Source organism: Methyloversatilis sp., assembly GCF_030698125.1.
Classification (GTDB): Bacteria; Pseudomonadota; Gammaproteobacteria; order Burkholderiales; family Rhodocyclaceae; genus Methyloversatilis.
Window position 1 is genome coordinate 245583 of record NZ_JAUYNV010000025.1, and the last position, 23427, is coordinate 269009.

The 23427-nt window shown below is 65.3% G+C and carries 18 protein-coding genes and 1 riboswitch; of the genes, 9 read left to right on the forward strand and 9 right to left on the reverse strand.

What is annotated here, in order from left to right:
• Positions 1-101: 101 nt before the first annotated feature.
• Positions 102-320, reverse strand: a riboswitch (cobalamin riboswitch).
• 296 nt (positions 321-616) lie between these two features.
• Entirely contained in the window at positions 617-1444 is an 828-nt protein-coding gene (locus Q8Q80_RS10885; protein ID WP_305632927.1) for a matrixin family metalloprotease, read from the forward strand.
• Between the two features lie 128 nt (positions 1445-1572).
• On the opposite strand, the gene fdhF is transcribed toward Q8Q80_RS10885, so the two are convergent.
• The 3 genes from fdhF to Q8Q80_RS10900 all read right to left on the reverse strand — a co-directional run bounded on the left by fdhF (position 1573) and on the right by Q8Q80_RS10900 (position 7050).
• Entirely contained in the window at positions 1573-4377 is a 2805-nt protein-coding gene (gene fdhF, locus Q8Q80_RS10890) for a formate dehydrogenase subunit alpha (protein ID WP_305632928.1), read from the reverse strand.
• A gap of 16 nt (positions 4378-4393) precedes the next feature.
• Positions 4394-6082 carry an NADH-ubiquinone oxidoreductase-F iron-sulfur binding region domain-containing protein gene (locus tag Q8Q80_RS10895; protein WP_305632929.1) on the reverse strand — a complete coding sequence of 563 codons (1689 nt, stop codon included), beginning with the start codon at positions 6080-6082 and terminating at the stop codon, positions 4394-4396.
• A gap of 74 nt (positions 6083-6156) precedes the next feature.
• Positions 6157-7050, reverse strand: coding sequence for an MBL fold metallo-hydrolase (locus tag Q8Q80_RS10900; RefSeq protein WP_305632930.1), 894 nt, complete (start codon positions 7048-7050; stop codon positions 6157-6159).
• Positions 7051-7221: 171 nt separating this feature from the next.
• Here Q8Q80_RS10900 and Q8Q80_RS10905 point away from each other — a divergent pair, with 171 nt between their 5' ends.
• Positions 7222-7575 carry a hypothetical protein gene (locus tag Q8Q80_RS10905; protein ID WP_305632931.1) on the forward strand — a complete coding sequence of 118 codons (354 nt, stop codon included), beginning with the start codon at positions 7222-7224 and terminating at the stop codon, positions 7573-7575.
• Between the two features lie 42 nt (positions 7576-7617).
• Here Q8Q80_RS10905 and Q8Q80_RS10910 read toward each other — a convergent pair whose 3' ends face one another.
• Both Q8Q80_RS10910 and Q8Q80_RS10915 read right to left on the reverse strand, forming a co-directional pair.
• A complete protein-coding gene (locus Q8Q80_RS10910) occupies positions 7618-8442 on the reverse strand; it encodes a quinoprotein dehydrogenase-associated SoxYZ-like carrier (RefSeq protein WP_305632932.1) in 825 nt (274 codons plus the stop codon).
• A 67-nt stretch (positions 8443-8509) separates the two neighbouring features.
• On the reverse strand, positions 8510-9394 hold the full coding sequence (locus tag Q8Q80_RS10915) for a quinoprotein relay system zinc metallohydrolase 2 (RefSeq protein WP_305632933.1): 885 nt from the start codon (positions 9392-9394) through the stop codon (positions 8510-8512).
• Between the two features lie 195 nt (positions 9395-9589).
• Between Q8Q80_RS10915 and Q8Q80_RS10920 the strand changes: the two genes are divergently transcribed.
• From Q8Q80_RS10920 to Q8Q80_RS10930, 3 genes are all read left to right on the forward strand, one after another.
• Positions 9590-10909: a TolC family protein gene (locus tag Q8Q80_RS10920; RefSeq protein ID WP_305632934.1), complete on the forward strand. Its 1320-nt coding sequence runs from the start codon at positions 9590-9592 to the stop codon at positions 10907-10909.
• Positions 10906-11952, forward strand: coding sequence for a hypothetical protein (locus tag Q8Q80_RS10925; protein ID WP_305632935.1), 1047 nt, complete (start codon positions 10906-10908; stop codon positions 11950-11952). The genes Q8Q80_RS10920 and Q8Q80_RS10925 overlap by 4 nt, the downstream gene beginning before the upstream one ends.
• Before the next feature lie 309 nt (positions 11953-12261).
• Entirely contained in the window at positions 12262-15408 is a 3147-nt protein-coding gene (locus tag Q8Q80_RS10930) for an efflux RND transporter permease subunit (protein WP_305632936.1), read from the forward strand.
• A gap of 2 nt (positions 15409-15410) precedes the next feature.
• Here Q8Q80_RS10930 and Q8Q80_RS10935 read toward each other — a convergent pair whose 3' ends face one another.
• The 3 genes from Q8Q80_RS10935 to Q8Q80_RS10945 all read right to left on the reverse strand — a co-directional run bounded on the left by Q8Q80_RS10935 (position 15411) and on the right by Q8Q80_RS10945 (position 17551).
• On the reverse strand, positions 15411-15944 hold the full coding sequence (locus Q8Q80_RS10935; protein ID WP_305632937.1) for a PEP-CTERM sorting domain-containing protein: 534 nt from the start codon (positions 15942-15944) through the stop codon (positions 15411-15413).
• A 227-nt stretch (positions 15945-16171) separates the two neighbouring features.
• Positions 16172-16384, reverse strand: coding sequence for an RNA-binding S4 domain-containing protein (locus Q8Q80_RS10940; RefSeq protein ID WP_305632938.1), 213 nt, complete (start codon positions 16382-16384; stop codon positions 16172-16174).
• Positions 16385-16393: 9 nt separating this feature from the next.
• Positions 16394-17551 (reverse strand): methionine aminotransferase, encoded by a 1158-nt coding sequence (locus tag Q8Q80_RS10945; RefSeq protein ID WP_305632939.1) that lies wholly within the window; start codon positions 17549-17551, stop codon positions 16394-16396.
• Between the two features lie 62 nt (positions 17552-17613).
• Here Q8Q80_RS10945 and mtnA point away from each other — a divergent pair, with 62 nt between their 5' ends.
• The 4 genes from mtnA (at position 17614) to Q8Q80_RS10965 (ending at position 22842) form a co-directional block, all read left to right on the forward strand.
• Positions 17614-18693 (forward strand): S-methyl-5-thioribose-1-phosphate isomerase, encoded by a 1080-nt coding sequence (gene mtnA / locus Q8Q80_RS10950; protein ID WP_305632940.1) that lies wholly within the window; start codon positions 17614-17616, stop codon positions 18691-18693.
• Between the two features lie 156 nt (positions 18694-18849).
• Positions 18850-19479: a class II aldolase/adducin family protein gene (locus Q8Q80_RS10955; protein WP_305632941.1), complete on the forward strand. Its 630-nt coding sequence runs from the start codon at positions 18850-18852 to the stop codon at positions 19477-19479.
• 115 nt (positions 19480-19594) lie between these two features.
• Positions 19595-22210, forward strand: coding sequence for a response regulator (locus tag Q8Q80_RS10960; protein WP_305632942.1), 2616 nt, complete (start codon positions 19595-19597; stop codon positions 22208-22210).
• Positions 22211-22257: 47 nt separating this feature from the next.
• Positions 22258-22842 (forward strand): rhodanese-like domain-containing protein, encoded by a 585-nt coding sequence (locus Q8Q80_RS10965; RefSeq protein ID WP_305632943.1) that lies wholly within the window; start codon positions 22258-22260, stop codon positions 22840-22842.
• Here Q8Q80_RS10965 and Q8Q80_RS10970 read toward each other — a convergent pair whose 3' ends face one another.
• Positions 22843-23367, reverse strand: coding sequence for a cytochrome b (locus tag Q8Q80_RS10970; protein ID WP_305632944.1), 525 nt, complete (start codon positions 23365-23367; stop codon positions 22843-22845).
• Positions 23368-23427: the final 60 nt, after the last annotated feature.

Here is a 23427-nt window from a genome sequence, read left to right on the forward strand (position 1 = left end):
TTGCGGAAATCCGATGGTCTGAAGCAAACGGGAAGCGACGCACGACCTGCGCGGAAAAGCGACCGGCAAAGGAAATACGCACCTCCGCCGCCCACCGCAGCCATCGGTCAAATGCGTCAGGCCGGTCTCCGGGCTCGCGAGGGAAATGTGCGACCCGCCTTCCCATGCATCATGCACAGTGGCTGACTGGATCGCTACGACTCGCTTACCGTTGCGGGGGCAGCGCCGGGATCGCGACCTGATTGCAGGCACTCACCGGACTTCCCGTTTCACCCGTCGCAGCGAACGCTGGTCAGGGCACCTGAAGCACGCGCAGGGTATCCGTCGGGCTGGCGTGCCGTCAATGATCCAGCTCAATCGCGAGCAAAAAAACCGGGGTACGCAGCCTTGAAGGCTCGACGGCCCCTTGCCTTGCGCTTCCTGTCCGGCTGGCGCGCACGCAGGGCCTGTTCCAGCGCATCTCGCGAAAAGCTCATTGTCGGAAAACTTGACATTTCGACCGCAACGTCGCGGGTTGACTTTTCAAGATGTTGAAAGAACGATGAAAAATAGTCAGGCGTGGGAATTGCATGAGACAGAAAAAATACAAACCATCACAAACGTGAGGAGATCACACATGAAACAGTGGATCGCTGGGGTCGGTATTTTGTGCACCGCCCTTTTGAGTGCGCAAGCACAGGCATTCTCGGTATTTCCCATCGACGTTAACAACTCGCTCAAATGGGGCGACAACGCGAACGGCACACCAGGGGGCGTGATCACCTGGAGTTTCATGTCGGCCGGAACACCGGGAAATACGGATTTTTGCGGCGACGCCTGCCCGGGTTTGAGCGTCGATGCCATCAGTATCGAAAACTTTCCCGGTGGCGGATTCTCATTGCAGACGCTGACCAGTCTGGAGCCATTCATTACGGCGGCATTCGACAAATGGTCGGCGGCGGCAAACATTTCGTTCGTGAAGTTCGACAGCGACAGCGGCGTGGCGATCAACGATCCGTCGGCGGTCGCCGGTGCAACGGGCCACATTCGCATCGGTGCGTTCAATTTCGCCAGCGGGGGCGGCGGCGTAGGCTTTGCACCGCCGCCCAACGGGGGCACCGGTGCGGGTGACATCATTTTTGCCGCGAATTCGTTCTACCAGTTCGCGCCCGGAAATGAAGGTGATGCCTACAGTACTTTTTTTGCGCCCAACGATTTCGAAAGTCTGCTGCTGCATGAAATGGGGCATGCGATCGGACTCGCGCATCCGCCTGTAGATGGAATGTGTCCGGTGATGCAGGTCGATTTCGCCTGCTTCGGCTTCATCAATCGCGAACTCGATGCCGATGACATCGCGGGTGCACAGTTTCTGTACGGTGCGCCCGTACCCGAACCTGAAGTTTGGGCGATGCTGCTGGCGGGCATGGGAATGGTCGGTTTCGCGGCACAGCGGCGTATGCGCTGAGCGCTGTTTGACACGAATGAAAACGGCGGCTCGGAGCCGCCGTTTTCACTTTCATTCAGCGGACGGCCAATCAATACATCGAGAAAACCGGGGCACTCGGCCCCGGTCTTGCTCAGACGCTTGCCTGATCAGGCAGTTACCATCTGCGCCTGACCGCCGCCGTAGGTCGTCAGTCGGGTCGGCGTCCCGCCCTTCTTCAGGCGCACCGCGCAGTACTTGAACTCCGGAATCTTGCCGAACGGGTCCAGCGCCGGATTGGTCAGCATGTTCGCAGCCGCCTCGTAGTAGGCGAACGGGATGAACACGGCACCGACCGGCACGTTGCCATCGACACGCGCGTACAACGCGATCTTGCCGCGGCGCGATTCGACCGTCACCACCTCGCCGGGCCGCAGCTTCAGCTTCGCCATGTCGGCCGGGTTGATCGTGACCGTGGCGATCGGCTCGATGTTGTCGAGCACCGACGCCCGGCGCGTCATCGAACCCGTATGCCAGTGCTCGAGCTGGCGGCCGGTGATCAGCACCATCGGGAAGTCGGCATCCGGCTTTTCGTTGGCGCTGATCAGCTTGGCCGGCACCAGCTTGGCGCGACCGGACTGGGTCGGGAAGCGCTCGATGAATACCACCTCGTCGCCCGGGTCGCCCTCGTTTTCACACGGATAGGTGACCGAGTGCTCGGCTTCCAGACGCTCCCACGTGATGCCGGCGATCGAATGCATCGCCTTGCGCATTTCGTTGAACACGTCCTTCGCGCCGTCGTAGTGCCAGTCCAGCCCCATGCCGTTGGCCATCTGCTGGATGATCCACAGGTCCTGCCGCGCGTCACCCGGCGGATTGATCGCCTGACGACCCAGCTGCACCTGGCGGTCGGTGTTGGTGAAGGTGCCGGTCTTTTCCGGGAAGGCGGACGCCGGCAACACGACGTCGGCGAAGTAGGCGGTTTCGGTCAGGAAGATGTCCTGCACGACCAGGCAGTCGAGCTTGGCCAGCGCATCGCGGGCGTGGTTGACGTCCGGGTCGGACATGGCCGGATTCTCACCCATGACGTAACAACCGTTGAGCTTGCCGGCATGGATGGCGTCCATGATTTCGACCACGGTCAAGCCGGGGTTGGCGTCGAGGCGGCTGCCCCACAGTTCTTCGAACTTGTCGCGGATGGTCTTGTTGCCAACCGCCTGATAGTCCGGGAACACCATGGGAATGAGGCCGGCGTCGGACGCTCCCTGCACGTTGTTCTGGCCGCGCAGCGGATGCAGACCGGTGCCGCGGCGACCGATCTGGCCGGTCATCATGACCATCGAAATCAGGCAGCGCGCATTGTCGGTGCCATGAACATGCTGCGACACGCCCATGCCCCAAAGGATCATCGACGCCTTCGAGGTCGCGAACATGCGCGCCACTTCGCGCAGCGTTTCAGCCGGAATGCCGCAGATCTTGGCCATGCGTTCCGGACTGAAATCGGCGACGTTCTTCTTCAGCGCATCGAAACCCGAAGTGCGGTCGCGCACGAATGCCTCGTCGACCAGACCTTCTTCGATGATGACGTGCATCATCGCGTTCAGCATGGCCACATCGGTGTCCGGCTTGAACTGCAGGAAGTGCGTGGCGTAGCGCTGCAGGTCGTTGCGGCGCGGGTCGCAGACGATGAGGCGCGCACCCTGCTTCACGGCATTCTTGATCCAGGTGGCACCCACCGGGTGATTGACCAGCGGATTGGCGCCGATCAGGAAGATCACGTCGGAGTGCAGCACATCGCGCACCGGGTTGGATACCGCACCCGAACCGACCGCTTCGAGCAGCGCCGCGACCGACGAGGCGTGGCACAGGCGCGTGCAGTGGTCGACGTTGTTGGTGCCGAAGCCGGTACGGATCAGCTTCTGGAACAGGTAGGCCTCTTCGTTCGAGCCCTTGGCCGAACCGAAACCGGCCAGCGCATTCGGCCCCTTGGTGTCGCGGATGGTGCGCAGACGGCTCGTCGCGTACTCGATCGCCTCTTCCCAGCTGGCTTCGCGGAACGCCGACAGCGGATTGGACGGATCGACGACGAAATTCTTGTGCTTCGGGGCATCGGCGCGACGGATCAGCGGCTTCGTGAGTCGCTGCGGGTGACGCGCGTAGTCGAAGCCGAAGCGGCCCTTGACGCACAGGCGCTCTTCGTTGGCCGGACCGTCGCGGCCGCTCACCATCAGTACGCGGTCGTCCTTGACGTGATACGTCAGCTGGCAGCCGACGCCGCAGTACGGGCAGACGGAATCGACGGTCTTGTCCATCTTCACCATGCCGACACCCCCGGCCGGCATCAGCGCGCCGGTCGGGCAGGCCTGCACGCATTCGCCGCAGGCCACGCAGGTGGACGCGCCCATCGGGTCGTCCTGGTCGAACACGATCTTCGACGCCGATCCGCGGAAGGCGTAGCCGATCACGTCATTGCCCTGCTCTTCGCGACAGGCGCGCACGCAGCGGTTGCACTGGATGCAGGCGTCGAGGTTCACGCTCATCGCCGGATGCGACTGGTCGCATGCCGGCTGATCGCGGCCTTCGAAGCGCGACCCGGTCACGCCGAGCTTGTCCGCCCAGTGCGCCAGTTCGGAATCGGGCTTGTAGGTCTGGTCCGGCATGTCCGACAGCAGCAGTTCGACCACCATCTTCTGCGCCTTCACGGCCCGCTCCGACTCGGCCTTCACATTCATGCCGGGCGTCGGTGCGCGGCAGCAGCTCGGCGCGAGCACGCGTTCGCCGTCGATCTCGACCACGCAGGCGCGGCAGTTGCCGTCCGGACGGTAGCCGTCCTTGTAGCAAAGATGGGGGATGTCCACACCCTGGCGGGCTGCCGCCTGCAGGATGGTTTCGCCGGCACGGGCCGTCATCGACTGGCCGTCCAGCGTGAATTCGATCGATTGCGCGATCACCGAAGCATCAATGGGTGCATTCATTTGAGTTGCCGTCCCTTCACTTGATTTCGTCAGGGAAATACTTGATGACGCAGCGCACCGGATTCGGTGCCGCCTGCCCCAGGCCGCAGATCGATGCGTCCACCATGGTCTGCGACAGCTCCTCGACCAGATCGGTGTCCCACACCGGAGCTTCCATCAGCGTGTTCATCTTGGCCGTGCCGACGCGGCAGGGGGTGCACTGGCCGCACGACTCGTGTTCGAAGAAATGCATCATGTTGCGCGCTGCATCCGTTGCGCGGTCCTGGTCGGACAGGATGATGACCGCCGCTGAGCCGATGAAGCAGCCGTAGGGCTGCAGGGTGTCGAAGTCGAGCGGGATGTCGCCCAGACTGGCTGGCAGGATGCCGCCCGACGCGCCGCCCGGCAGATAGCCGTAAAGGGTGTGACCCGGCAGCATGCCGCCGCAGTATTCGTCGATCAGCTCGCGCACCGAAATGCCGGCCGGCGCCAGATGCACGCCCGGCTTCTTCACACGGCCCGACACCGAGAACGAACGCAACCCCTTGCGACCGTTGCGGCCCTGGCCGGCGAACCATTCCGCGCCCTTCTCCACGATGTCGCGAATCCAGAACACGGTTTCCATATTGTGTTCCAGCGTCGGATAACCGAACAGGCCGACCTGGGCGACGTAGGGCGGGCGCAGGCGCGGCATGCCGCGCTTGCCTTCGATGGATTCGATCATCGCCGACTCTTCGCCGCAGATGTAGGCGCCCGCGCCACGGCGCAGGTGGATCGGCGGCAGCGCACAGGGCGGATCGGCCAGCAGCTTCTTCAGTTCCTTCTGCAGGATGTCGCGCACATGCGCGTATTCGTCGCGCAGATAGACGTACACCTCGCCGATGCCGACGCAGTACGCGGCGATCAGCATGCCTTCGAGGAAGCGGTGCGGATCGCGTTCGAGGTACCAGCGATCCTTGAAGGTGCCCGGTTCGCCCTCGTCGATATTGATTGCCATCAGCCGCGGCGCCGCTTCGGCACGCACGATGCGCCACTTGCGGCCGGCCGGAAATCCGGCGCCGCCCAGACCGCGCAGGCCGGAATGTTCCATCGCCTGAATGACCGACTCGACATCCCGACGACCTTCGACCAGATCGCGGAACAGCTGGTAGCCACCGGCTTTGAGGTAAGCCTTGTAGCCGACGTAACGCGGCAGCGGATGGGTCGATTCATTCGCCTTCACGGCGGCCTTCACGTCCGCTTCGGTGGCGCCGCTCAGCGCGTTCTGACCGACCACGACGACCGGTGCCTGTTCGCAGCGGCCGACACAGGGGGCCGGAATGACGCGTACTTTGGTGCCCAGGATGCCCGGCAGCTTTTTCAACAGATCGTCGGCTCCGGCCATCTTGCAGGACAGCGTGTCGCACACGCGCACGGTCAGTTCGGCCGGCGCGCCCTCGCCTTCGCGCAGCACGTCGAAGTGGTGATAGAACGTCGCCACCTCATACACCTCGGCCTGCGACATTTTCAGTTCGGCCGCCAGCGCGGCGAGATGGCGCGCATGCACCGCGCGGTAGGTGTCCTGCAGCAGGTGCAGGCATTCGATCAGCAGATCCGGACGGCGCGGCATGCGACCGAGCAGCGCCTGCACTTCTTCGACGGCAACCGGATCAAGCGCGCGCCCCTTGGGCGTGGGCTTGACCATGCGACGCATCTGCTCAAGCGGTATGGAAAACGGTTCCGACATGTAGGCTCATCCTCATCGATCAATCTTGTTGTGTGGGGCACGGCTGCAGGCCGTATCCTGATCCACGCCTGACTTCACTGCGGGCCGAAGGCACGGGCTTCCCGGTGCAGATAGGCGAAATGCACGTTGCGGCGGTGCCACAGGGCGTAGCCGTACCAATCGCGGAATTCCGCCAGTTCGACCTGATCCAGCGCCTCCTCAAGCGTCGCGCCGCCAACGAACAGCGCATCCACACGCTCGACCAGTTGCTGCAGATAACGGCGCGGCGCGTCGAGAACTTCACGTCCGCCCGGCGCGCCATGCGCCGGCACCACCTGCCGCGCGCCCAGCGCGATCAGCGCATCGAGGGCAGCGACCCAGCCTGTTTCGCTCGCGTTGTACAGATCGGGCAGATAGTGCGTCGCCGCCAGTTCGCCCGCGAACAGCGTGCCGCTTGCCTCGTCCAGCAGCGCGGTTGCGCCGGGCTGGAAGGTGTGTCCGTAGTGCAGCAATGTCAGCCTGCGGGAGACGCCGGTCAGCCGGCCTGAATGTTCGAAGGTCACGCTTGCGGGAGTGGGTTCGGTACCTGACATCATATTTTCGCCCAGTGCCGCCGTCAGGCGCTCGACACAGGTGTGGCAACTGGCCCGGATGAAGCGGTCTGTTTCAATATGTGCTGTAACCGGCACACCCCGTGACACAAACACGCGGTTGCCCAGCACATGGTCGCCGCCACCGTAAAGATTGACCGCCGCGATGACCGGTTTGCCCAGCTCGCGTTCGACGAAGGCGAGCAGGTGCTGCGCAAATCGCTGACTGGTGCCGGTGCCCACCAGGATGAGCCCGCGTGTATCGACCAGCACCCCGATGTGGGTCACGAAACCGGCGTTGTCCGGACTGACTTCGAACGAGGTCGGACGCAGCACATGGACGCCATCTGCCAGCTGCGTCAGGCGCAGTTCAGGCAGCTGCTGCGCGAGCGCGGGCACTGCGCTGAACAGACATCCCGCGAAAATCACGATGACGGCACACAGCCATCGGGAAAGAATCCTGTGCAACCCGGGTGGCAAATCGGCGGTCTGCGTTGATGTGCTAGCCTTTTTGTCGATGTTAGCCAGCGAGCCCCTGCGGTTCATCAAAAACAAATGAGGAGATCCGTTTTGAAATTTCATCGCTTCCACGTGACAGTCGCTGCGCTCGGCGCGCTGCTGATGGGTGGCCCGGCTGCGGCGGCCAACGACTACCCGACCACTTCGCGCGTCGAATTTGCGCTCGAGTGCCTGCAGGCTTATGGCAGCAACCACGAGTACATCTACAAGTGTTCATGCCTCATCGACGAAATCGCGACCAAGCTGACGCATGACGAATACGTCGAGCTGTCGAGTTTCAGTCGCACCCAGTCGATGAGTGGCGAACGCGGCGGCGTGTTCCGCGGCACCGACGAAACAAAGGGCGCGGTCAAGAAGTACCTGGATGTCGTCGCAGCATCCAAGAAACGCTGCTTCATCAAGTAATCAACCGCACGCGACGCAGCAGTGCGGCGCCTGCCGCACTGCTCACGACCCGGGCAGTCCCGGCTTGATCGCCACCGAACTTTCGAAGCGCAGGTCCTTGGAATCGACGACCACCGCCTTCAGTTCGCCCGCCTTCGCCGGCAGCACGTAAAACCTGAAGTTCGGGTTTTCGCTGATCGAGAAATCGACGTCCGCGGTCATGACCGGTTCGCCGCCGAAGGTGACTTCGACGCGGCGCACGAAATGCGGCGGTACGAACAGCCGGGTCATCTGGTCCATTGCCAGCCCGGAGCTGTTCGGGTGGCTGATCATCAATTGCGCAACGCTGGGCTGGCCGACCGCGGCCTCCTCCACCTTGAATTTCATTTTGCCGAGCCGGGCCAGCGCCTCTTCCATGTCCTTGCCGGCAGGCGCGGAACAGCCGCCCGAGGCCTTCACGAAGCGGCGCGCGACATAGACCTTCCCGTCACTCGTTTCCGCGATGGCGCGGACCCAGCTGTAGGCTTCGATGCGCACCCGGGTTTCGATATCAGCCCGTCCGGCCAGCGGCGTGAAGGTGAAGGTGCCACCGATCGGTGACGGATTCTCGTCGATCACCAGATGCACCTTGCTGACGTAGACACCACCCGGCAGCTGTTTCGTGCGCACGGAGACCGGCACCACCGCCGCGTCTTCGGCACGCACCGGCGCGTCGATCTCCAGGACCGAGCCGGTCGTGTCCTCGATCACCGGACGGTCGCCGACCAGCAGCGTGCGCACCTTGCCCCAGATCGGGGTATCCGAACCGTCGTCGGCGGCCTGCGCGACCGGCGCAAGCAGGATCAGACATGCCGCCAGCGCCGCCGGCCATCCGTTGTTGAATTTCATCGTATTCTCCTCGTGGTTATTCTGCAGCAGACCGCTGGCTGACGGTAATGCTGACATGCGCCATCCATCATTCTTCCCATTCGAGTTCGGCAAACGCCGACGTCACGTTGCGCCGGTGGAACAGATCGATCAGAGCCCAGCCTGTTGCCTCACCCGGTCCGACTTCGCCCACCGCCTGCGACAGGGTCTTTCCGGCTTTCAACGCGGCACGGGTTTGATCGACCAGCCCCTGCAGGTAGTTCCCCTGCTTCGCAAATGCTTCGCGCCACGCTTTGCCAGCGTCGCCATGACCCGGCACCACGCGCTGCACGTCCATCGCCGCCAGGACTGCGCCCACCTTGATCCAGCCGAGTATCTTTCCGTCCACCACCGGCAGGTGTTCGACGAACAGCAGATCGCCGGCAAACAGCGTGCCGGTTGCCACGTCCAGCACGGTGAGATCGTTGTCCGTGTGCGCAGTCGGCCAGGCCCGCAGCTTCAGCGTCCGCCCGCCCAGATCGAGTTCGTCCTCGTCCGCCACGGTGCGCGAGGGCGGCACCGGCTGAAGCCCCTTGCCGGCTTCCCCCATCAGGCGTTCGGCTGCCGCCAGATAGTGGCTGCTGCGCGCCGCCAGCGCGGCCGGCAGGCGGGCATGGCCGACGAACACGGGCTTGTCGTCGATGAAGGCCTGATTGCCCAGAATGTGGTCAGGATGTACGTGGGTGTTGATCACGTAACACACCGGCAGGTCGGTCTTGCGGCGGATGCTGGCGCGCAGTGCAGCGCCCACAGCAGGCGAGCCACCGGTGTCGATGACCGCCACGCAGCGGCTGCCGACAATGAAGCCGAGGTTGGATATCGCACCCAGATTGCGCCCGTCCTGCTCGGCAATTTCGCCCTGGAACAGGAAGACGCCGGGCGCCGTCTGCCGGACCTCAAGCGCGTCCAGTGCCTGTGCCCCCGTCGCTGCCATCGTCAGCATCGCACCGACAAAACCGAGGATGCGTGAGACCCGCCGGACAGGGCTTCGTTTGCGCACAACAGCGTGCATCGTTAGCATTCGGTGTTGATCAGCTGCCCAGAATAACAAATCAGGATGCGGTGCCTCACCCCTCCGTTCTACTTGCTGCTTCCCTGTATCGTCCTCAGCGCATGTGCGGTGCAACAGGTGCCGCCCGCACCGCTCGATCCGCAGGCACTGCAGACAGCCTTCCTTGGCCGTTCGCTGACCGATGACGCCACGCGCGCATTGCTTGAGCAGCGCAGCATGAATGTATCGACCTGGCCGCCGGAACGCTGGGCACCCGAGCAGCTTGTGCTGGCAGCGCTGCTGCAGCACCCCGCCGCAGCGCAGGCGCGCGCACGTGCTGCCCTGGCCCGCGCCCAGTTGCAGACCGCCGGCCTCACGCCGCGCACCGTTCTCGCACCGGAGGCCGAACGCACCAACGAACGCGACCCCGGGCAGTCGGCGTGGAGTGTCGGCCTCGCACTGGACCTCGCGCTGACCGGCGAATCGGTGCGTGAAGCCCGCATCGAGCGCGCCCGCCTGCTGGCCGACGCGGCGCTCCTCGACGAGGCCGACGCCGCCTGGGCCGTCCGCAGTGGCGCCCAGCGCGCGCTCATCGAGTTGTGGTCGGCCAATGCCGAGCTGGCGCTGCTCGACCGACTCGTCGTCACCACCCTGGAAGCCCAGGCGGTGATGCAGAAGCGCTACGACCTGGGCGCTGCCGATGCGCTCGAACTGACGCAGACACGCACCGCTGCGGCTCAGGCCGAATCGCGCTACGTGCTGGCCGAACAGCGGCAGATCCGCGCGCGCGCCGACCTGGCGCAGGCGCTCGCCTTGCCGCTGCCTGCCCTCGACGCACTGCGCATCGATTTCACTGCCTTCGACGCGCCGGCCGCGGTGCCACCAATGGATGCGCTTCGGGCGAACGCCACGCTCGACCGCATCGACCTGCGCCGTGCGCTGGCGATGCACGACGCAGCCGAAGCGGCGCTGACGGTGGAACTGCGCGCGCAGTACCCGGAGATCCGCATCAAGCCCGGCCTGCTGTGGGATCAGGGCGCCACGGTGTGGAGCCTGGGCGCCGCATTGCCGCTGTTCGCGGCGCAGCGCCAGGCCGGACCGATCGCCGAAGCGGTCGCACGGCGCGACATGGCCGCGCAGGATTTCCTCGCGCTGCAGTCGCAGGCGCTGGTGGCGCTCGACCACGCGCGCACCCGCGTCAGGGCGGCTGAACTGGACATCGATGGCGCCGACGCCGAGCACGACGAAGCCCGCCTGCAACTGACGCGCACCGAACAACGCTACGCGCGCGGCGACGCCGACCGGCTGGATCGCCTGCTGGCGCGCGTGCGCGTGCTCGAAGCCGACATCCGCCTGCTGTATGCCCGCCAGCGCACCCTCGCGTCGCGCCTGGCTCTCGAAGATGCAGTGCAGCGCCCGCTGTCTGCAATGACGGGCCCCACGGAGACCACACGATGAACCGCATCACTCCCCAGCAACTGCTGTTCGCGATGGGCCTGCTGCTGATCGCACTGGTCTGGGCAGTGGTCTATTACGCCCGCGACGAGTGGAAGCTGTACGGCGAACAACCCGACGACGATATCGAGGTGCCGTCACTGGTCGAACGCAGTCAGGACGGTCTGACCAGCGTGCGCCTGACCACCGCGGCCCAGACGGCGAGCGGCATCGAACTTGGCCAGCCGCTTGCGGTGCGGGCCGGCACCGAACACGAGGCGCAGGCGGCAGTGCTCGACCTGGAGCCACTGTTCGCGCTGCGTGGCCTGCTGCACGAAGCGCGCGCCGACATCGCACGCCTGGCCGCCCAGCTTGCCCGCGCCGAAACCGAGCGTGATCGCGTTCAGGCGCTGTTCAACGATGACCGCAATGTATCGGAGCGCACGCTGCAGACGGCGCGCAGCCAGGTCGAACAGGATCGTGCTGCGCTGGCCGCTGCGCGCGCCCGGGCCGACGGCTTGCATGCGCGGCTGGTTCAGGGCTGGGGCCCGCTGGCGGGATCGGCGACGGGCGAGGCGCCCGATGAACTGGAGCGGCTGGCCGACCGGCGCAATTCGCTGGTTGCCGTCGCGCTGCGCGGTTCCGGTGAGGCGCCGCCGCTGATGCTGCTGCGCCTGCCGGACGGCAACGATGCCATCGAGGCGCGCCGCATCGGTCCTGCACCGCGCAGCCTCGCCCAGGCGGCCGGCGAAACCTGGCTGTACAAGTCCGAGCGCGTATTGCCGGCCGGCACCCGCCTGGCGGCACGCGGCGTCACCGGCGAAACCATGCTGTCGCTGGTGCCCAACAGCGCCGTCGTCTGGTACGCCGGCTTGCCCTGGGTGTATGTGCGCGACGATGACGAACCGGAGGAATTCACCCGCCAGGCGCTGCCCGCCGAATCGCAGCGTCCGGACGGCTGGCTCGCACCGAAGCTGGAGGATGACGCCCGCGTGGTGACGCGCGGCGCGCAGCTGCTGCTGTCCGAAGAGCTGAAGCACACGCTGGCGGACGAGAACGATGACTGATCGGGCACTTTCGCTACCGGGCCGCCGCCGGATGTTGGGGTTCGCTGGCTCACCCCAACCTACGAAAGCACCTCGACACCGCACGTCCTCAGCCCGCCTGCTTCCCGCATCTCCGTGTCACCGCCTTCCCGTAGGTTGGGGTGAGCGCAGCGATGCCCAACACCACGCCGCAGGCCGGGGCGACCGTATCCCGGCACCTTCGGGTGAGTGGCACCCCGTAGGTTGGGGTGAGCGAAGCGATGCCCAACACAGCCCCCCCGCCACCTTGCCCCCCCCAACCCAGGCAGCCTGTCCCATGGGCCGCTCCCGATGATCGAAGCCATCGTCCGCTTTTCCGTGCGCCGGCCAGGCATCGTGCTGGCACTGTCACTGGTGCTCGTCCTGTACGCCATCAGCCGCATGATGGACGCCCGGCTCGACGTGTTTCCCGAGTTCGCACCGGCGCAGGTGGTAATCCAGACCGAGGCCCCCGGTCTGCCGGCCGACCTGGTCGAAACGCGGGTCACGACGCCGATCGAATCGGCCGTATCGGGCACGCGCGGCATCAAGGAATTGCGCTCGCAATCGATTCCCGGCCTGTCCGTCGTCACGGTCATCTTCGAAGAGAAATCCGACCTGTTCCGCAATCGTCAGCTGGTGTCGGAACGGCTTGGCACGCTGGGGTCGCTGTTGCCGGCCGGCGTGACGCCGGTCATCACGCCACTGACCTCGTCGGCCAGCACACTGCTCGGCATCGGCATCACGTCGGCGCAGCGCTCGCAGATGGACATGCGCTATCTGGTCGATTCGGTGGTGCGGCCGCACCTGCTGGCGGTGCCGGGCGTGGCGGACGTGAATGTGTTCGGTGGCGAAGTGAAGCAGTGGCAGATCCAGCTCGACCCGGCGCGGCTGCGCACGCTGGGGGTGACCTTTGCCGACGTCGAACTGGCGGCGCGCGGCGCGGCTTCGGTCGCCGGCGCAGGTTTCGTCGAGAACGACAACCAGCGCCTGCTGATCGCGATCGACGCCACGCCTTCGTCGGCGCGCAGTCTGGAACAGCTGACCGTCACACTCCCTGACGGGCGTTCGCTCGCGCTCGGCGACGTCGGCCGTGTGCGCGAAGCCCCGGGCCCGGCGATCAGCGCGGCGCAGATCAACGGCACGCCCGGCGTGTTCATGATGGTGCAGGGACAGCTCGGCGCCGACACGCTCGGCGTCACGCTGGAACTGGAAAAATCGCTGGCCGAGCTGGCACCGCTGTTCGAACGCGAACAGGTCACGCTGCACCCGGCGCTGTTCCGGCCGGCCAATTTCATCCAGACCGCGCTGGGCAATGTGCGGGCCGACGTGATGATCGGCGCCACGCTGGTGGTGATCGTGCTGTTCGTGTTCCTGTACAACCTGCGCACCGCCTTCATTTCGGCCGTCGCCATTCCGCTGTCGCTGCTGGCGGCGGTACTGGTCATGCTGGAAGCGGGCGCCAGCCTGAACATCATGGTGCTGGGCGGTCTGGCGATCGCGCTCGGCGAGGTGGTGGACGACGCCATCATCGACTGCGAAAACATCTATCGACGGCTGCGCGAGAACCGCCATCTCGGTTCTCCGGTGGCCGCGTGGAAGGTGGTGCTCGATGCGTCGATGGAGGTGCGCAGCTCGGTGGTGTACGCCACCTTCATCGTGGCGCTGGTGTTCGTACCGCTGCTCACCCTGTCAGGCGTCGCCGGCAAGCTGTTCGCGCCGCTCGGTCTGGCCTACATCCTGGCCATCCTCGCATCGCTGGTGGTGGCGCTGACGGTCACGCCCGCGATGAGCTTCCTGATGCTCGGCAATCGCGAACTGCCCGATGAGGATCCGCCGCTGGTACGCTGGCTGCGCCCGCGCTACGAGCGGACGCTGCGCGCCATCGAGCGCCGGCCGCACGGGCTGATCGCCGGCGTCATGCTGGCGCTGGCCGGCGGGCTGGGTGTGCTGCCGCTGTTCGGCGGCGAATTCATTCCGCCGCTGCGCGAAGGTCACTACATCGTGCATCTGTCGACCATTCCGGGCACCGCGCCCGGCGAGGTGCTGCGCGTCGGCCAGCGGGTGACGGAAAAGATCCTGCAGATCGACGGCGTGAAGTCGGTGGCGCAGTGGGTCGGGCGGGCGCAGAACGGGTTCGACCCCTTCGGCCCGCACTACAGCGAGGTCGAGATCGAAATCGGTCCGCTCGACGGTGCGACACAGGAACGCATCCTCGCCGACATCCGGCGCACGGTGACCGGCGATGACGGCGACGCAGATCGTTCGGACGAAGAAGCCGCTGAATCGGTCGGCTTTCCCGGCCTGGCGTTCTCCGTCAACACCTTCCTGACCGAACGCATCGGCGAGACCGAATCGGGTTTTCCGGCGACGCTGGTGGTGCAGGTGTTCGGCACCAATCTCGACCGGCTGGATGCCGACGCCAGCGCCGTTGCGCGAGCGCTGGCGAAGGTGAAGGGCGCGACCGATGTGCAGGTGCTGGCGCCGCCCGGCACGCCGGAAATCATCGTCCGGCCGCGCCTGGACAAGCTCGCAGTGTGGCGACTGACGCCCGAAGACGTGCTGTCGGCGACCAGCACCGCCTTCGCCGGGCGCAAGGTGAGCGAGGTGTATCGCGGCACGCTGGCGACGCCGCTGGTCGTGACGCTGGATCCGGACCACCGCCGCTCGCCGAACGAGATTGGCCGCCTGCCGCTGCGCACCCCGGATGGCCGGTTGGTCGAACTGCGCGACGTGGCCGACATCAGCGTCGAGAACGGTCGCTACAAAATCCTGCACTCGGGTGGCAAGCGGGTGCAGACCATCACCGCAAATCTGGCCAGCGGCCACGATCTGGGCGCGTTCAGCGAGGCCGTCGAGCGTACCTTGCGCGACGACGTGAAACTCAACGCAGGCAGTTACTACACGGTGACCGGTGCTGCCGAAGCACAGGCACAGGCGCGACGTGAGCTGGTCACGCATTCGGCGCTGGCCGCGGCGGCCATTGCCATCCTGTTGATGCTGGCGTTTTCGAGCTCGCGCAATCTGGTGATCACCTTCGTGAACCTGCCGTTTGCGCTGATCGGCGGCGTGCTGGCTGCGCTGGCCGGCGGCGGCTGGCTGTCACTCGGCTCGGTGGTCGGCTTCGTCACGCTGTTCGGCATCACGCTGCGCAACTCGATCATGCTGGTGTCGCACTTCCAGCATCTGGTTGAGCGGGAGGGGCATCCGTGGAACCTCGACACCGCCATCCTGGGCGCCTCGCAGCGTCTGCCGTCCATCCTGATGACCGCGCTGGTGACCGGCCTGGGTCTGATGCCCCTGGTACTGGGCTCGGGCGAACCCGGTCGGGAGATCGAAGGACCGATGGCCGCCATCATCGTCGGCGGCCTGACGACCTCGACGATACTGAATCTGCTGGTACTGCCGACGCTGTTGCTGCACTACGGCCGCTTTGCCAAAGCCCCGCAGGACGCCTGAATTCAGGCGCGCGGAGAGCGACGCGATGCGGCAATCCCGATCAGGCCGAGGCCGGCGAGCATCAGCGTAAAGGCTTCCGGCTCGGGCACGACGCCGGTGACGAATTGAGCGCTCAGAAAGGCGCCCTGGGAAACGGGCTGGTCGGTCCAGGAAAATTCAGCGAACGTCGGTCCGACAGTCACTTTGACATTGCTCAGGATCGTGATCAGCACAACATCCTTCAGCACGATCGACGGGCCGAATTCGAGGCCCGACAGCTTCAGGGTCATTTGTTCCCGCGCTTCTCCGCAACTGCGGATGCCGCAGAAGTCGCGCGGCGACCCCAGGGAGAACCCCGAGTCGGAATAGTCGAACGGCAACATGCCACCGACCAGACTGCCCTCTACGCCAGCGCCGACGACCGCGGAAAAGCTGCCGTAATCAACCGTTTCGGCGCGCAGCGCAGTGGTGACGATATCGCCGTTGAGTCCGGCTGCCGCCGGAAAGGAAAGCACGGCCCCGAGCGCCGCCAGACCAAACAGGGTGGGAAATTTCATGGAGTACCTCGCATCACGATCCGCAACACAGCCGCGGCAAATCAGAGGGAAGGAATATCGATCTGAATGAATGCAAGCAGAGAACGAGCCAATAGCGGGAAAAAATAACAAAGTCGCATCAAATCAGTGACCTCGCAGACGCCTTCCGCACGCCTCCCGGGGCAACGTCACCCGGGCTGGTGCGAATGTAAAAAGCGTCGACACAATCCAGGTGCGCCAGCTATCCCTCACCGGACGGCGATGCATATTCCGTCACACACGACCTTCTGGCCGCTGCGGATCTTGGCTGTCTTGCGGGTTTCGGTCCGCCCGTCCACCTGCACGTCTCCCCGAGCCACCCGCACCTTCCCTTCGCCGCCACTGCTGGCAAGGCCCGCAAGCTTCAAAAGATCGCACAGCGCTACGTATTCGCCGGTCAGCGTGAAATCAACGGTTTGCATGTTCATCCTTCAGTAGGCACGCAGACGCTCGACCGCCTGCGCAATGACGGCTTCAGTCTTGGCGAAGCAGAAGCGGATCAGCCTCGCATCGTGGCCGTCGTGGTGGAAGGCCGACACCGGAATCGCCGCCACACCGGCTTCGCGCATCAGGCGACGCACGAAGGACTGATCCGGTTCGTCGCTGATGGCGCGATACGACGCCAGCTGAAAATAACTGCCGGCGCAGTCCGGCAGTTCGAAGCGCGAGCCGGCCAGACCGGCGCGGAAGGCATCGCGCTTGGCCTGGTAGAAACGGCCCAGTTCAAGGTAGCGCTCGGGCTCGGCCATGTAGTCGGCCAGCCCGAGTTGGCAAGGTGTGTTCACTGCGAACACGTTGAACTGGTGCACGCGGCGGAACTCGGCGCTCAGTGCAGGGGGGGCACAGACGAAACCGACCTTCCAGCCGGTCACGTGAAAGGTCTTGCCGAAACTCGACACCAGCACGGTACGCGCCGCCAGTTCCGGCAGCCGCGCGGCACTGGCGTGTTCGCGGCCGTCGAACACGATGTGCTCGTACACCTCGTCGGAAATCACCACGATGTCGCGGCCGTCGCACAGTCGGGCAAGTGCGCGCTGATCGTCCATCGTCCACGCGGCTCCCGTTGGATTGTGCGGCGTATTGGTGATGATGAGCCGGGTGCGCGGCGTGATGCAGCGCGCCACCGCGTCCCAGTCGGGCAGGAAATGCGGGGCTTCGAGGCGCACGAACACCGGCGTGGCGCCGGCGAGCCGGATGCCCGGCAGGTAGCTGTCGAACGCCGGTTCGAACACGATGACTTCGTCGCCCGGCCCGGCGAAAGCAGTGATCGCCGTATAGACCGCCTGGGTTGCACCGGCGGTGATCGTGATTTCTTCTTCGGCGTCGTAGTCGGCGCCATACACCGCGCGCATCTTCCGGGCCACTGCCTCGCGCAGCGCGGGCTGCCCGGTCATCGGCGAATACTGGTTGCGGCCGGCCCGCATGTGCGCCGCCACCGCGTCGAACAGTGGCGGATCGGCGCTGAAGTCCGGAAACCCCTGGGCGAGGTTGATCGCACCGCAGGCCTGCGCCTCGCGCGAAATGACGGTGAATATGGTCGTGCCGACGTCGGGCAGTTTCGACGTCAGATGGCCGGAGAAGACGTGCATGGCGGGTGACGGTGTCGCGTGTCGCCGGATTATGCTTGAAGCCCCGCCCATCCCGACCCGACATGAACGACACACCCAGCCCGTTGCGCCTCGACGGCGACCGCCTCTTCATCCTCGACCAGACGCTGCTGCCCTTTGCCAAGCAGGAAGTGGCGCTTGAAACCGGTGCGCAGGCGGCCCGCGCCATCGCGACGATGCAGGTTCGCGGCGCACCGCTGATCGGCGCCATCGGTGCTTTCGGCCTGGCGCTGGCGCTGCGCGAAGCGGCCGACGATGCCGCGCTCGAGAGGGCGGTACGCGCACTCGGTGCAACCCGCCCTACCGCGGTCAATCTCGCGTGGGCGCTGCATCGCGTCGGCACGCATGTGCGGCCGCTGCCACCGGCCGCACGCGCCGCTGCGGCGTGGCGCGAGGCGCTCGCGATCTGCGATGAAGACCGCGCCGCAAACCGGCGCATCGGCGAACTGACGCTCCAACTGATGCAGGCGATCACGCCACGGTCCGACCGGATGAACCTGATGACCCACTGCAACGCGGGCTGGCTCGCCACAACAGGCTGGGGCACGGCGCTGGCCGGCATCTATCTCGCACACGCCGCCGGCATCGACCTGCACGTGTGGGTCTCGGAAACCCGGCCGCGCAACCAGGGCCTGCTGACCGCATGGGAACTGGCCGGCGCCGGCGTGCCGCATACGGTCATCGCCGACAACGCCGCCGGCCAGCTGATGCGAGAGGGGGAGGTCGACGCAGTCATCATCGGCGCCGACCGCGTCGCCGCCAACGGCGACGTTGCCAACAAGGTCGGCAGCTATCTGAAGGCGCTGGCGGCGCGCGACAGCGGGCTGCCGTTCTGGGTCGCGGCACCGTGGTCGACGGTGGATGAGGGCTGCGCTGGTGGAGCGTCGATTCCGATCGAGGCACGCGACGGCGAAGAACTGCGCTTGGTGCGCGGCGCCGCCGGCCGCGTCCGCCAGCTCGGCCGGGACAGTCCGGTCGCCAATCCGGCATTCGACATCACGCCAGCGCACCTTGTGACGGCACTCATCACCGAACGCGGCATCGTTGATCCGGCTCAGGGAATGCCTGAGGGAGTGCATTTCGCAAACACATCCGAGCGGAATGATCCACAGAACCTCAAGTGAATTCTAGGAGCGTGAAACCCATGACAACAAAGCTTCTCCGCGATGTTGCATCGCGAAACACCTGATCCATCGTCAATTTTTAATGTAAACCCGCTTGTATTCTGGGCTCCGGTCAGGATAATCCACCGTTAATCCACAATACAGGGGCACACCCTGATGAACGAGGTCAGCGGCAGCGATGTGCTTGAAGCAGCGCGCCGGTTGGAAGTTTGCGGACTTAACCGCGGCTCGGCTGGCAACGTCAGCGCGCGCCGCGGTCCCGCATTCCTGATCACTCCGAGCGGGCTCGAACCTGCCGACTGCACCGCTGACGACATGGTGGAAGTGTTCAGTGACGGCCGCAGCAGCGGCTGCCGCAAACCCTCGTCCGAATGGCGCATCCATCGGGACATCTACGCCGCCCGCCCCGACGCCGACGCCATCGTGCATGCGCACTCGCCATTTGCCACGGCGCTGGCCTGCGTCGGTGAATACATTCCGCCCTTTCACTACATGATCGCCCGCTTCGGCGGCAGCACCGTGCGCTGTGCGCGCTATGGGACCTTCGGCGAGCAGGCCTTGTCCGACGCGGTACTCGACGCCCTGCCCGGCCGCTGCGCATGCCTGATGGCGAACCACGGCATGCTGGTTTTCGGTCGCGACCTGCGCCACGCGGTCGCGCTCGCGGTGGAACTCGAAACGCTGTGCGAACAGTACTGGCGTGCGCTGCAGGTCGGCAGGCCGAAGTTGCTCGACGACGACGAGATGGAGCGGGTGCTTGGCAAGTTCGCGGGGTACGGCCAGTGAGCATGAAGGCAGCGCGGCATGCTCCGGTTCAAGAACGGCGCTTCGCAGCCGTGAACCCTGTCAGCCTCCGGCGTTGCAATCCGGCGGCGATTCGCCCCTGATGCCGAGTCCGTCAATGCCCACCAGCCTCCTTTCACACGGCGCCACGCCACGCAGCGAGAACGCAGAACGCCAGGTCGAGGCGGAACTGGTTGCGCTCGCCTACCGGCTCACACCTTTCACGCTGGTGATGGCCATTGTGCTGGCCGGCCTGATCTGGGGCGTGCTGCACAAGGTCGTCGACATCAATGCACTGACCACCTGGCTGGTCGCCATGGTGCTGATCAATGTCGGTCGCTTCGGGCTCATCATGGCGTGGCGGCATGTCGCGCCGGGCGTCAACGAAACGCTGATCTGGAAGTGGCTTTTCATGCTGGGCGTGTTCGTCGCCGGCTGCGGCTGGGGTGCGCTCGGTGTCGCCCTGATGCCGCCGCCCGGACACCCTTACGAAATGGTGGTGCCGCTGTGTCTGGTGGCCGTGGCGGCCGTCGGGCTGTTTTCGCTCACCGGCATGTGGAAAGCCTATGTGCTGATGGCACTGCCGACCTTGCTGCCGACCGCCTTCTTCTACCTGCTGTCGCCCGAACCGGAACGCGAAGTGCTGGGCGGCTTCATCCTGCTGTTTCTGCTGATTGCCGTCGTCAACGCCAAGCGCTTCCAGAAGAACACGGCCGAATTCATCCGCCTGCGTCTGCATCACGCGCATGTGGCGAAGGAGAATGAAGAAGCCAAGGAAGCGGCCGAGCAGGCCAATCAGGCGAAGAGCCAGTTCCTGGCCAACATGAGTCACGAAATCCGCACGCCGATGAACGGTGTGCTGGGCATGGCGCAACTGCTGCTGCGCAGCGAACTGAATGGCGAACAGCGGCGCTATCTTGAAACGCTGTATCGCTCGGGCGAAAATCTGCTCGACCTGCTGAACGACATTCTCGATCTGTCGAAGATCGAAGCCGGCCGCTTCGATCTGGTACGCAGCGAATTCGATCCGCGTCGCACGCTGCGCGAAGTGACCGAACTGCTCGGCGCACAGGCCCGCGAAAAGGGTCTTGCGCTGGCGCTCGACGTCGATGACGCGGTCCCCGGCCGGGTCGAGGGTGATCCGGGCCGGCTGCGTCAGATCGCGGTCAATCTGATCGGCAACGCCATCAAATTCACCGATCACGGCGGCGTGTTCGTCACGCTGCGTGTTCACTCGATGGACGATGACCTGATGCTGCAGCACCGCCCGACCACCGGTGCGGTGCGCATGGTGATGGCCGTACGCGACACCGGCATCGGCATTACCGAACCGGACCAGGCGCGCATCTTCGATGCCTTTGCGCAGGCCGACAACACAGCATCCCGCCGCTTCGGCGGTACCGGGCTGGGTCTGGCCATCTCGCGGCAGCTGGCAGAAATGCTCGGCGGCGCCGTCACCTTGCGCAGTGCGTCAGGTATCGGCTCGACTTTCACGCTGTCGTTGCCGTGCAAGGTCGTGAGCACCGGCATGGAAGAGGCCCAGCACAGCCTGTCCCTGCCCAACCTGCCCCGCCTGTCCGGCACCGTGCTGCTGGTGGAAGACAGTACGGTCAATGCCGAAGTGGCGTCCAACATGCTCGAAGCCTTCGGCCTGCGCTGGACGCTGGCGCGCGACGGCCGGCAGGCACTGCAGGAGCTCGAGCACGCCCGCTTCGACCTCGTGCTGATGGATTGCCAGATGCCGGGCATGGACGGTTTCGAAGCCTGCGAACGCATCCGCGACCGCGAACGTCTGGTCGGCCTGCCCGCGACACCGCTGATTGCGCTGACCGCAGGTGCCAATGACGGCGACCGCGAAAACTGCATCGCCGCCGGCATGGACGACTATCTCGCCAAGCCTTTCCGCGAAGACGATCTGTACGCGATCGTGCGCAAGTGGCTGCCCGACAACGCGGTATCCGGAACCGGCACGATTTCGGTCGACGCGATCAGCCAGCACGACCGTGCCCGTTTCGCCGCGCTGTACGAAAAGGAATCGCAACGCAATGTGGTGGCGATGCAGGAAGCCCTGCGCGGCCACGACGACCACACGCTGCGCCGTGCCGCGCACACGCTGAAATCGCTCGCGGTACATGCCCAGGCCTTCGACCTGCACGACACGATGCGCAGACTCGAGGCAGCGGCGGTCGAAAAGGACTGGGCACTGGCAACTGCGCTGGTGCCGATCGCCAGTCGCATGCAGCTCGAATCGGTGCGGCGTGTCGCCGAATGCAGCGCCGATGGTGAATCGGGCGGCGGATCGCTGCCCGGTGCGGTGGACATCCTGGTCGTCGATGACGATGAAGCGGAACGCTTCCTGATGCGCCGATCGCTGGAAAACGCCGGCTGCACCGACGTGCGCGAAGCGGAAAGCGGCGAGGAAGCGCTGTTGATGGTCGGCCAGCGGTGCCCGCATGTGGTGCTGCTCGACGGCCTGATGCAGGGCATGGACGGCATTGCCACCTGCCGGGCGCTGCGTGAGCACTATGCCCCGGAGCGCCTGATCATCGTCATGCTGTCGGGCATCGAAGATCCCAACTGGCAGCGCGCCGCGCTTGATGCCGGTGCCAGCTGCTTCGTCGCCAAGTCGGTGTCGCGCGATGCTCTGATGGATGCACTCGCCACCAGGCTGGCCGAACTCGACCGCCCACTGCGCAGTCGTAGGCGTGGCAGGCCTCGCCTCAGCGTCGCCTGACCGACGCGTCGCCGGCTGCGCGCGACGCGACACTCCGGGAGCGCGCCATGAACAAATCACTGATCCCCCTGCTGTTCTTCCTGTGCGGCAGCGCGTCGGCGATCGATGTATCCGAAGTGCCGGCCGACAAGCGCACCACGCTCGATCGCTATCTGACGGCCGCAGAAGCGCACCGGATGGTCAGCGAACGCGCGGCAAATATCCTGTTTCTCGATGTGCGCACCCAGGCCGAGGTGAGCTATGTCGGCGCACCGGCAGGCATGGATGCCAACATTCCTTTCATGCTGGTCGATTTCGACCACTTCGACACCCGGTCGCGCCGCTTCACATTGCACAAGAATCCATCCTTCGTCAGCGCCGTCGAGGAGCGCCTCAAGGCCAAGGGCCTCGACAGGACGGCCGACGTGGTGTTGATCTGTCGTTCCGGTGACCGCACGACGCGCGCCGTCAATGCGCTGGCAGCGGCTGGTTTTACCCGCGTGTGGACGGTAATCGACGGCTTCGAGGGCGATGCCGCGTCGGCGGGTGCGGATCGCGGCAAGCGCACCGTCAACGGCTGGAAGAATGCGGGCCTGCCGTGGACCTATGCGCTGGACAGCTCGCAGGTCTGGCTGCCGACGGGCGCGCGCTGATCAGCGGCCGGGCAGCATGCGCGACAGCAGACCGTCGCGATCGATGAAGTGGTGCTTGATCGCTGCCAGGATGTGCCCGATCACGACCGCCATGAAGAAGTAGTTGAGGAAGCGGTGCACCAGCAGCAGCGCGTCACCCAGAGTCTCGTTCTTGTCCAGCAGATCGGGCAGCGGCAGCACGCCGAACCACACCGTCTGGAACCCCTTGGCCGAACTCATCAGCCAGCCTGACAGCGGCGCTGCGATCATCAGTACATAGAGCAGATGATGTCCGGCGGCAGCAGCCCTGGCCTGCCATGCCGGTGTACTGCTCGGCAGAGCGGGCGGCGTGTGCGTGACGCGCCAGCCCAGACGCAGCAGTACGAACAGGAAAAGCGTGACGCCGGCCCACTTGTGATACGAGTACAGCTTGAGTTTGGTCGGGGACAGCGGCAGTTCGGTCATGTACAGGCCGAGTCCGAACATGCCGAACAGCATCAGGGCGATCAGCCAGTGCAGGGACATCGCGGTGCGGGTGTAGCGCATGGTTTTCCTTTTTGGGGTGGCGTCGCAGACTTTGCCGACCCGGGGTTCGATGGCCGGGCG

Coding starts and splice junctions, on each gene's coding strand:
- Q8Q80_RS10965 (WP_305632943.1), top strand. CDS start 22,258: ATGAACAAATCACTGATCCCCCTGCTGTTCTTCCTGTGCGGCAGCGCG.
- Q8Q80_RS10970 (WP_305632944.1), bottom strand. CDS start 23,367: ATGCGCTACACCCGCACCGCGATGTCCCTGCACTGGCTGATCGCCCTG.
- Q8Q80_RS10935 (WP_305632937.1), bottom strand. CDS start 15,944: ATGAAATTTCCCACCCTGTTTGGTCTGGCGGCGCTCGGGGCCGTGCTT.
- fdhF (WP_305632928.1), bottom strand. CDS start 4,377: ATGAATGCACCCATTGATGCTTCGGTGATCGCGCAATCGATCGAATTC.
- Q8Q80_RS10885 (WP_305632927.1), top strand. CDS start 617: ATGAAACAGTGGATCGCTGGGGTCGGTATTTTGTGCACCGCCCTTTTG.
- mtnA (WP_305632940.1), top strand. CDS start 17,614: ATGAACGACACACCCAGCCCGTTGCGCCTCGACGGCGACCGCCTCTTC.
- Q8Q80_RS10925 (WP_305632935.1), top strand. CDS start 10,906: ATGAACCGCATCACTCCCCAGCAACTGCTGTTCGCGATGGGCCTGCTG.
- Q8Q80_RS10955 (WP_305632941.1), top strand. CDS start 18,850: ATGAACGAGGTCAGCGGCAGCGATGTGCTTGAAGCAGCGCGCCGGTTG.
- Q8Q80_RS10960 (WP_305632942.1), top strand. CDS start 19,595: ATGCCCACCAGCCTCCTTTCACACGGCGCCACGCCACGCAGCGAGAAC.
- Q8Q80_RS10940 (WP_305632938.1), bottom strand. CDS start 16,384: ATGCAAACCGTTGATTTCACGCTGACCGGCGAATACGTAGCGCTGTGC.
- Q8Q80_RS10910 (WP_305632932.1), bottom strand. CDS start 8,442: ATGAAATTCAACAACGGATGGCCGGCGGCGCTGGCGGCATGTCTGATC.
- Q8Q80_RS10945 (WP_305632939.1), bottom strand. CDS start 17,551: ATGCACGTCTTCTCCGGCCATCTGACGTCGAAACTGCCCGACGTCGGC.
- Q8Q80_RS10930 (WP_305632936.1), top strand. CDS start 12,262: ATGATCGAAGCCATCGTCCGCTTTTCCGTGCGCCGGCCAGGCATCGTG.
- Q8Q80_RS10895 (WP_305632929.1), bottom strand. CDS start 6,082: ATGTCGGAACCGTTTTCCATACCGCTTGAGCAGATGCGTCGCATGGTC.
- Q8Q80_RS10915 (WP_305632933.1), bottom strand. CDS start 9,394: ATGGCAGCGACGGGGGCACAGGCACTGGACGCGCTTGAGGTCCGGCAG.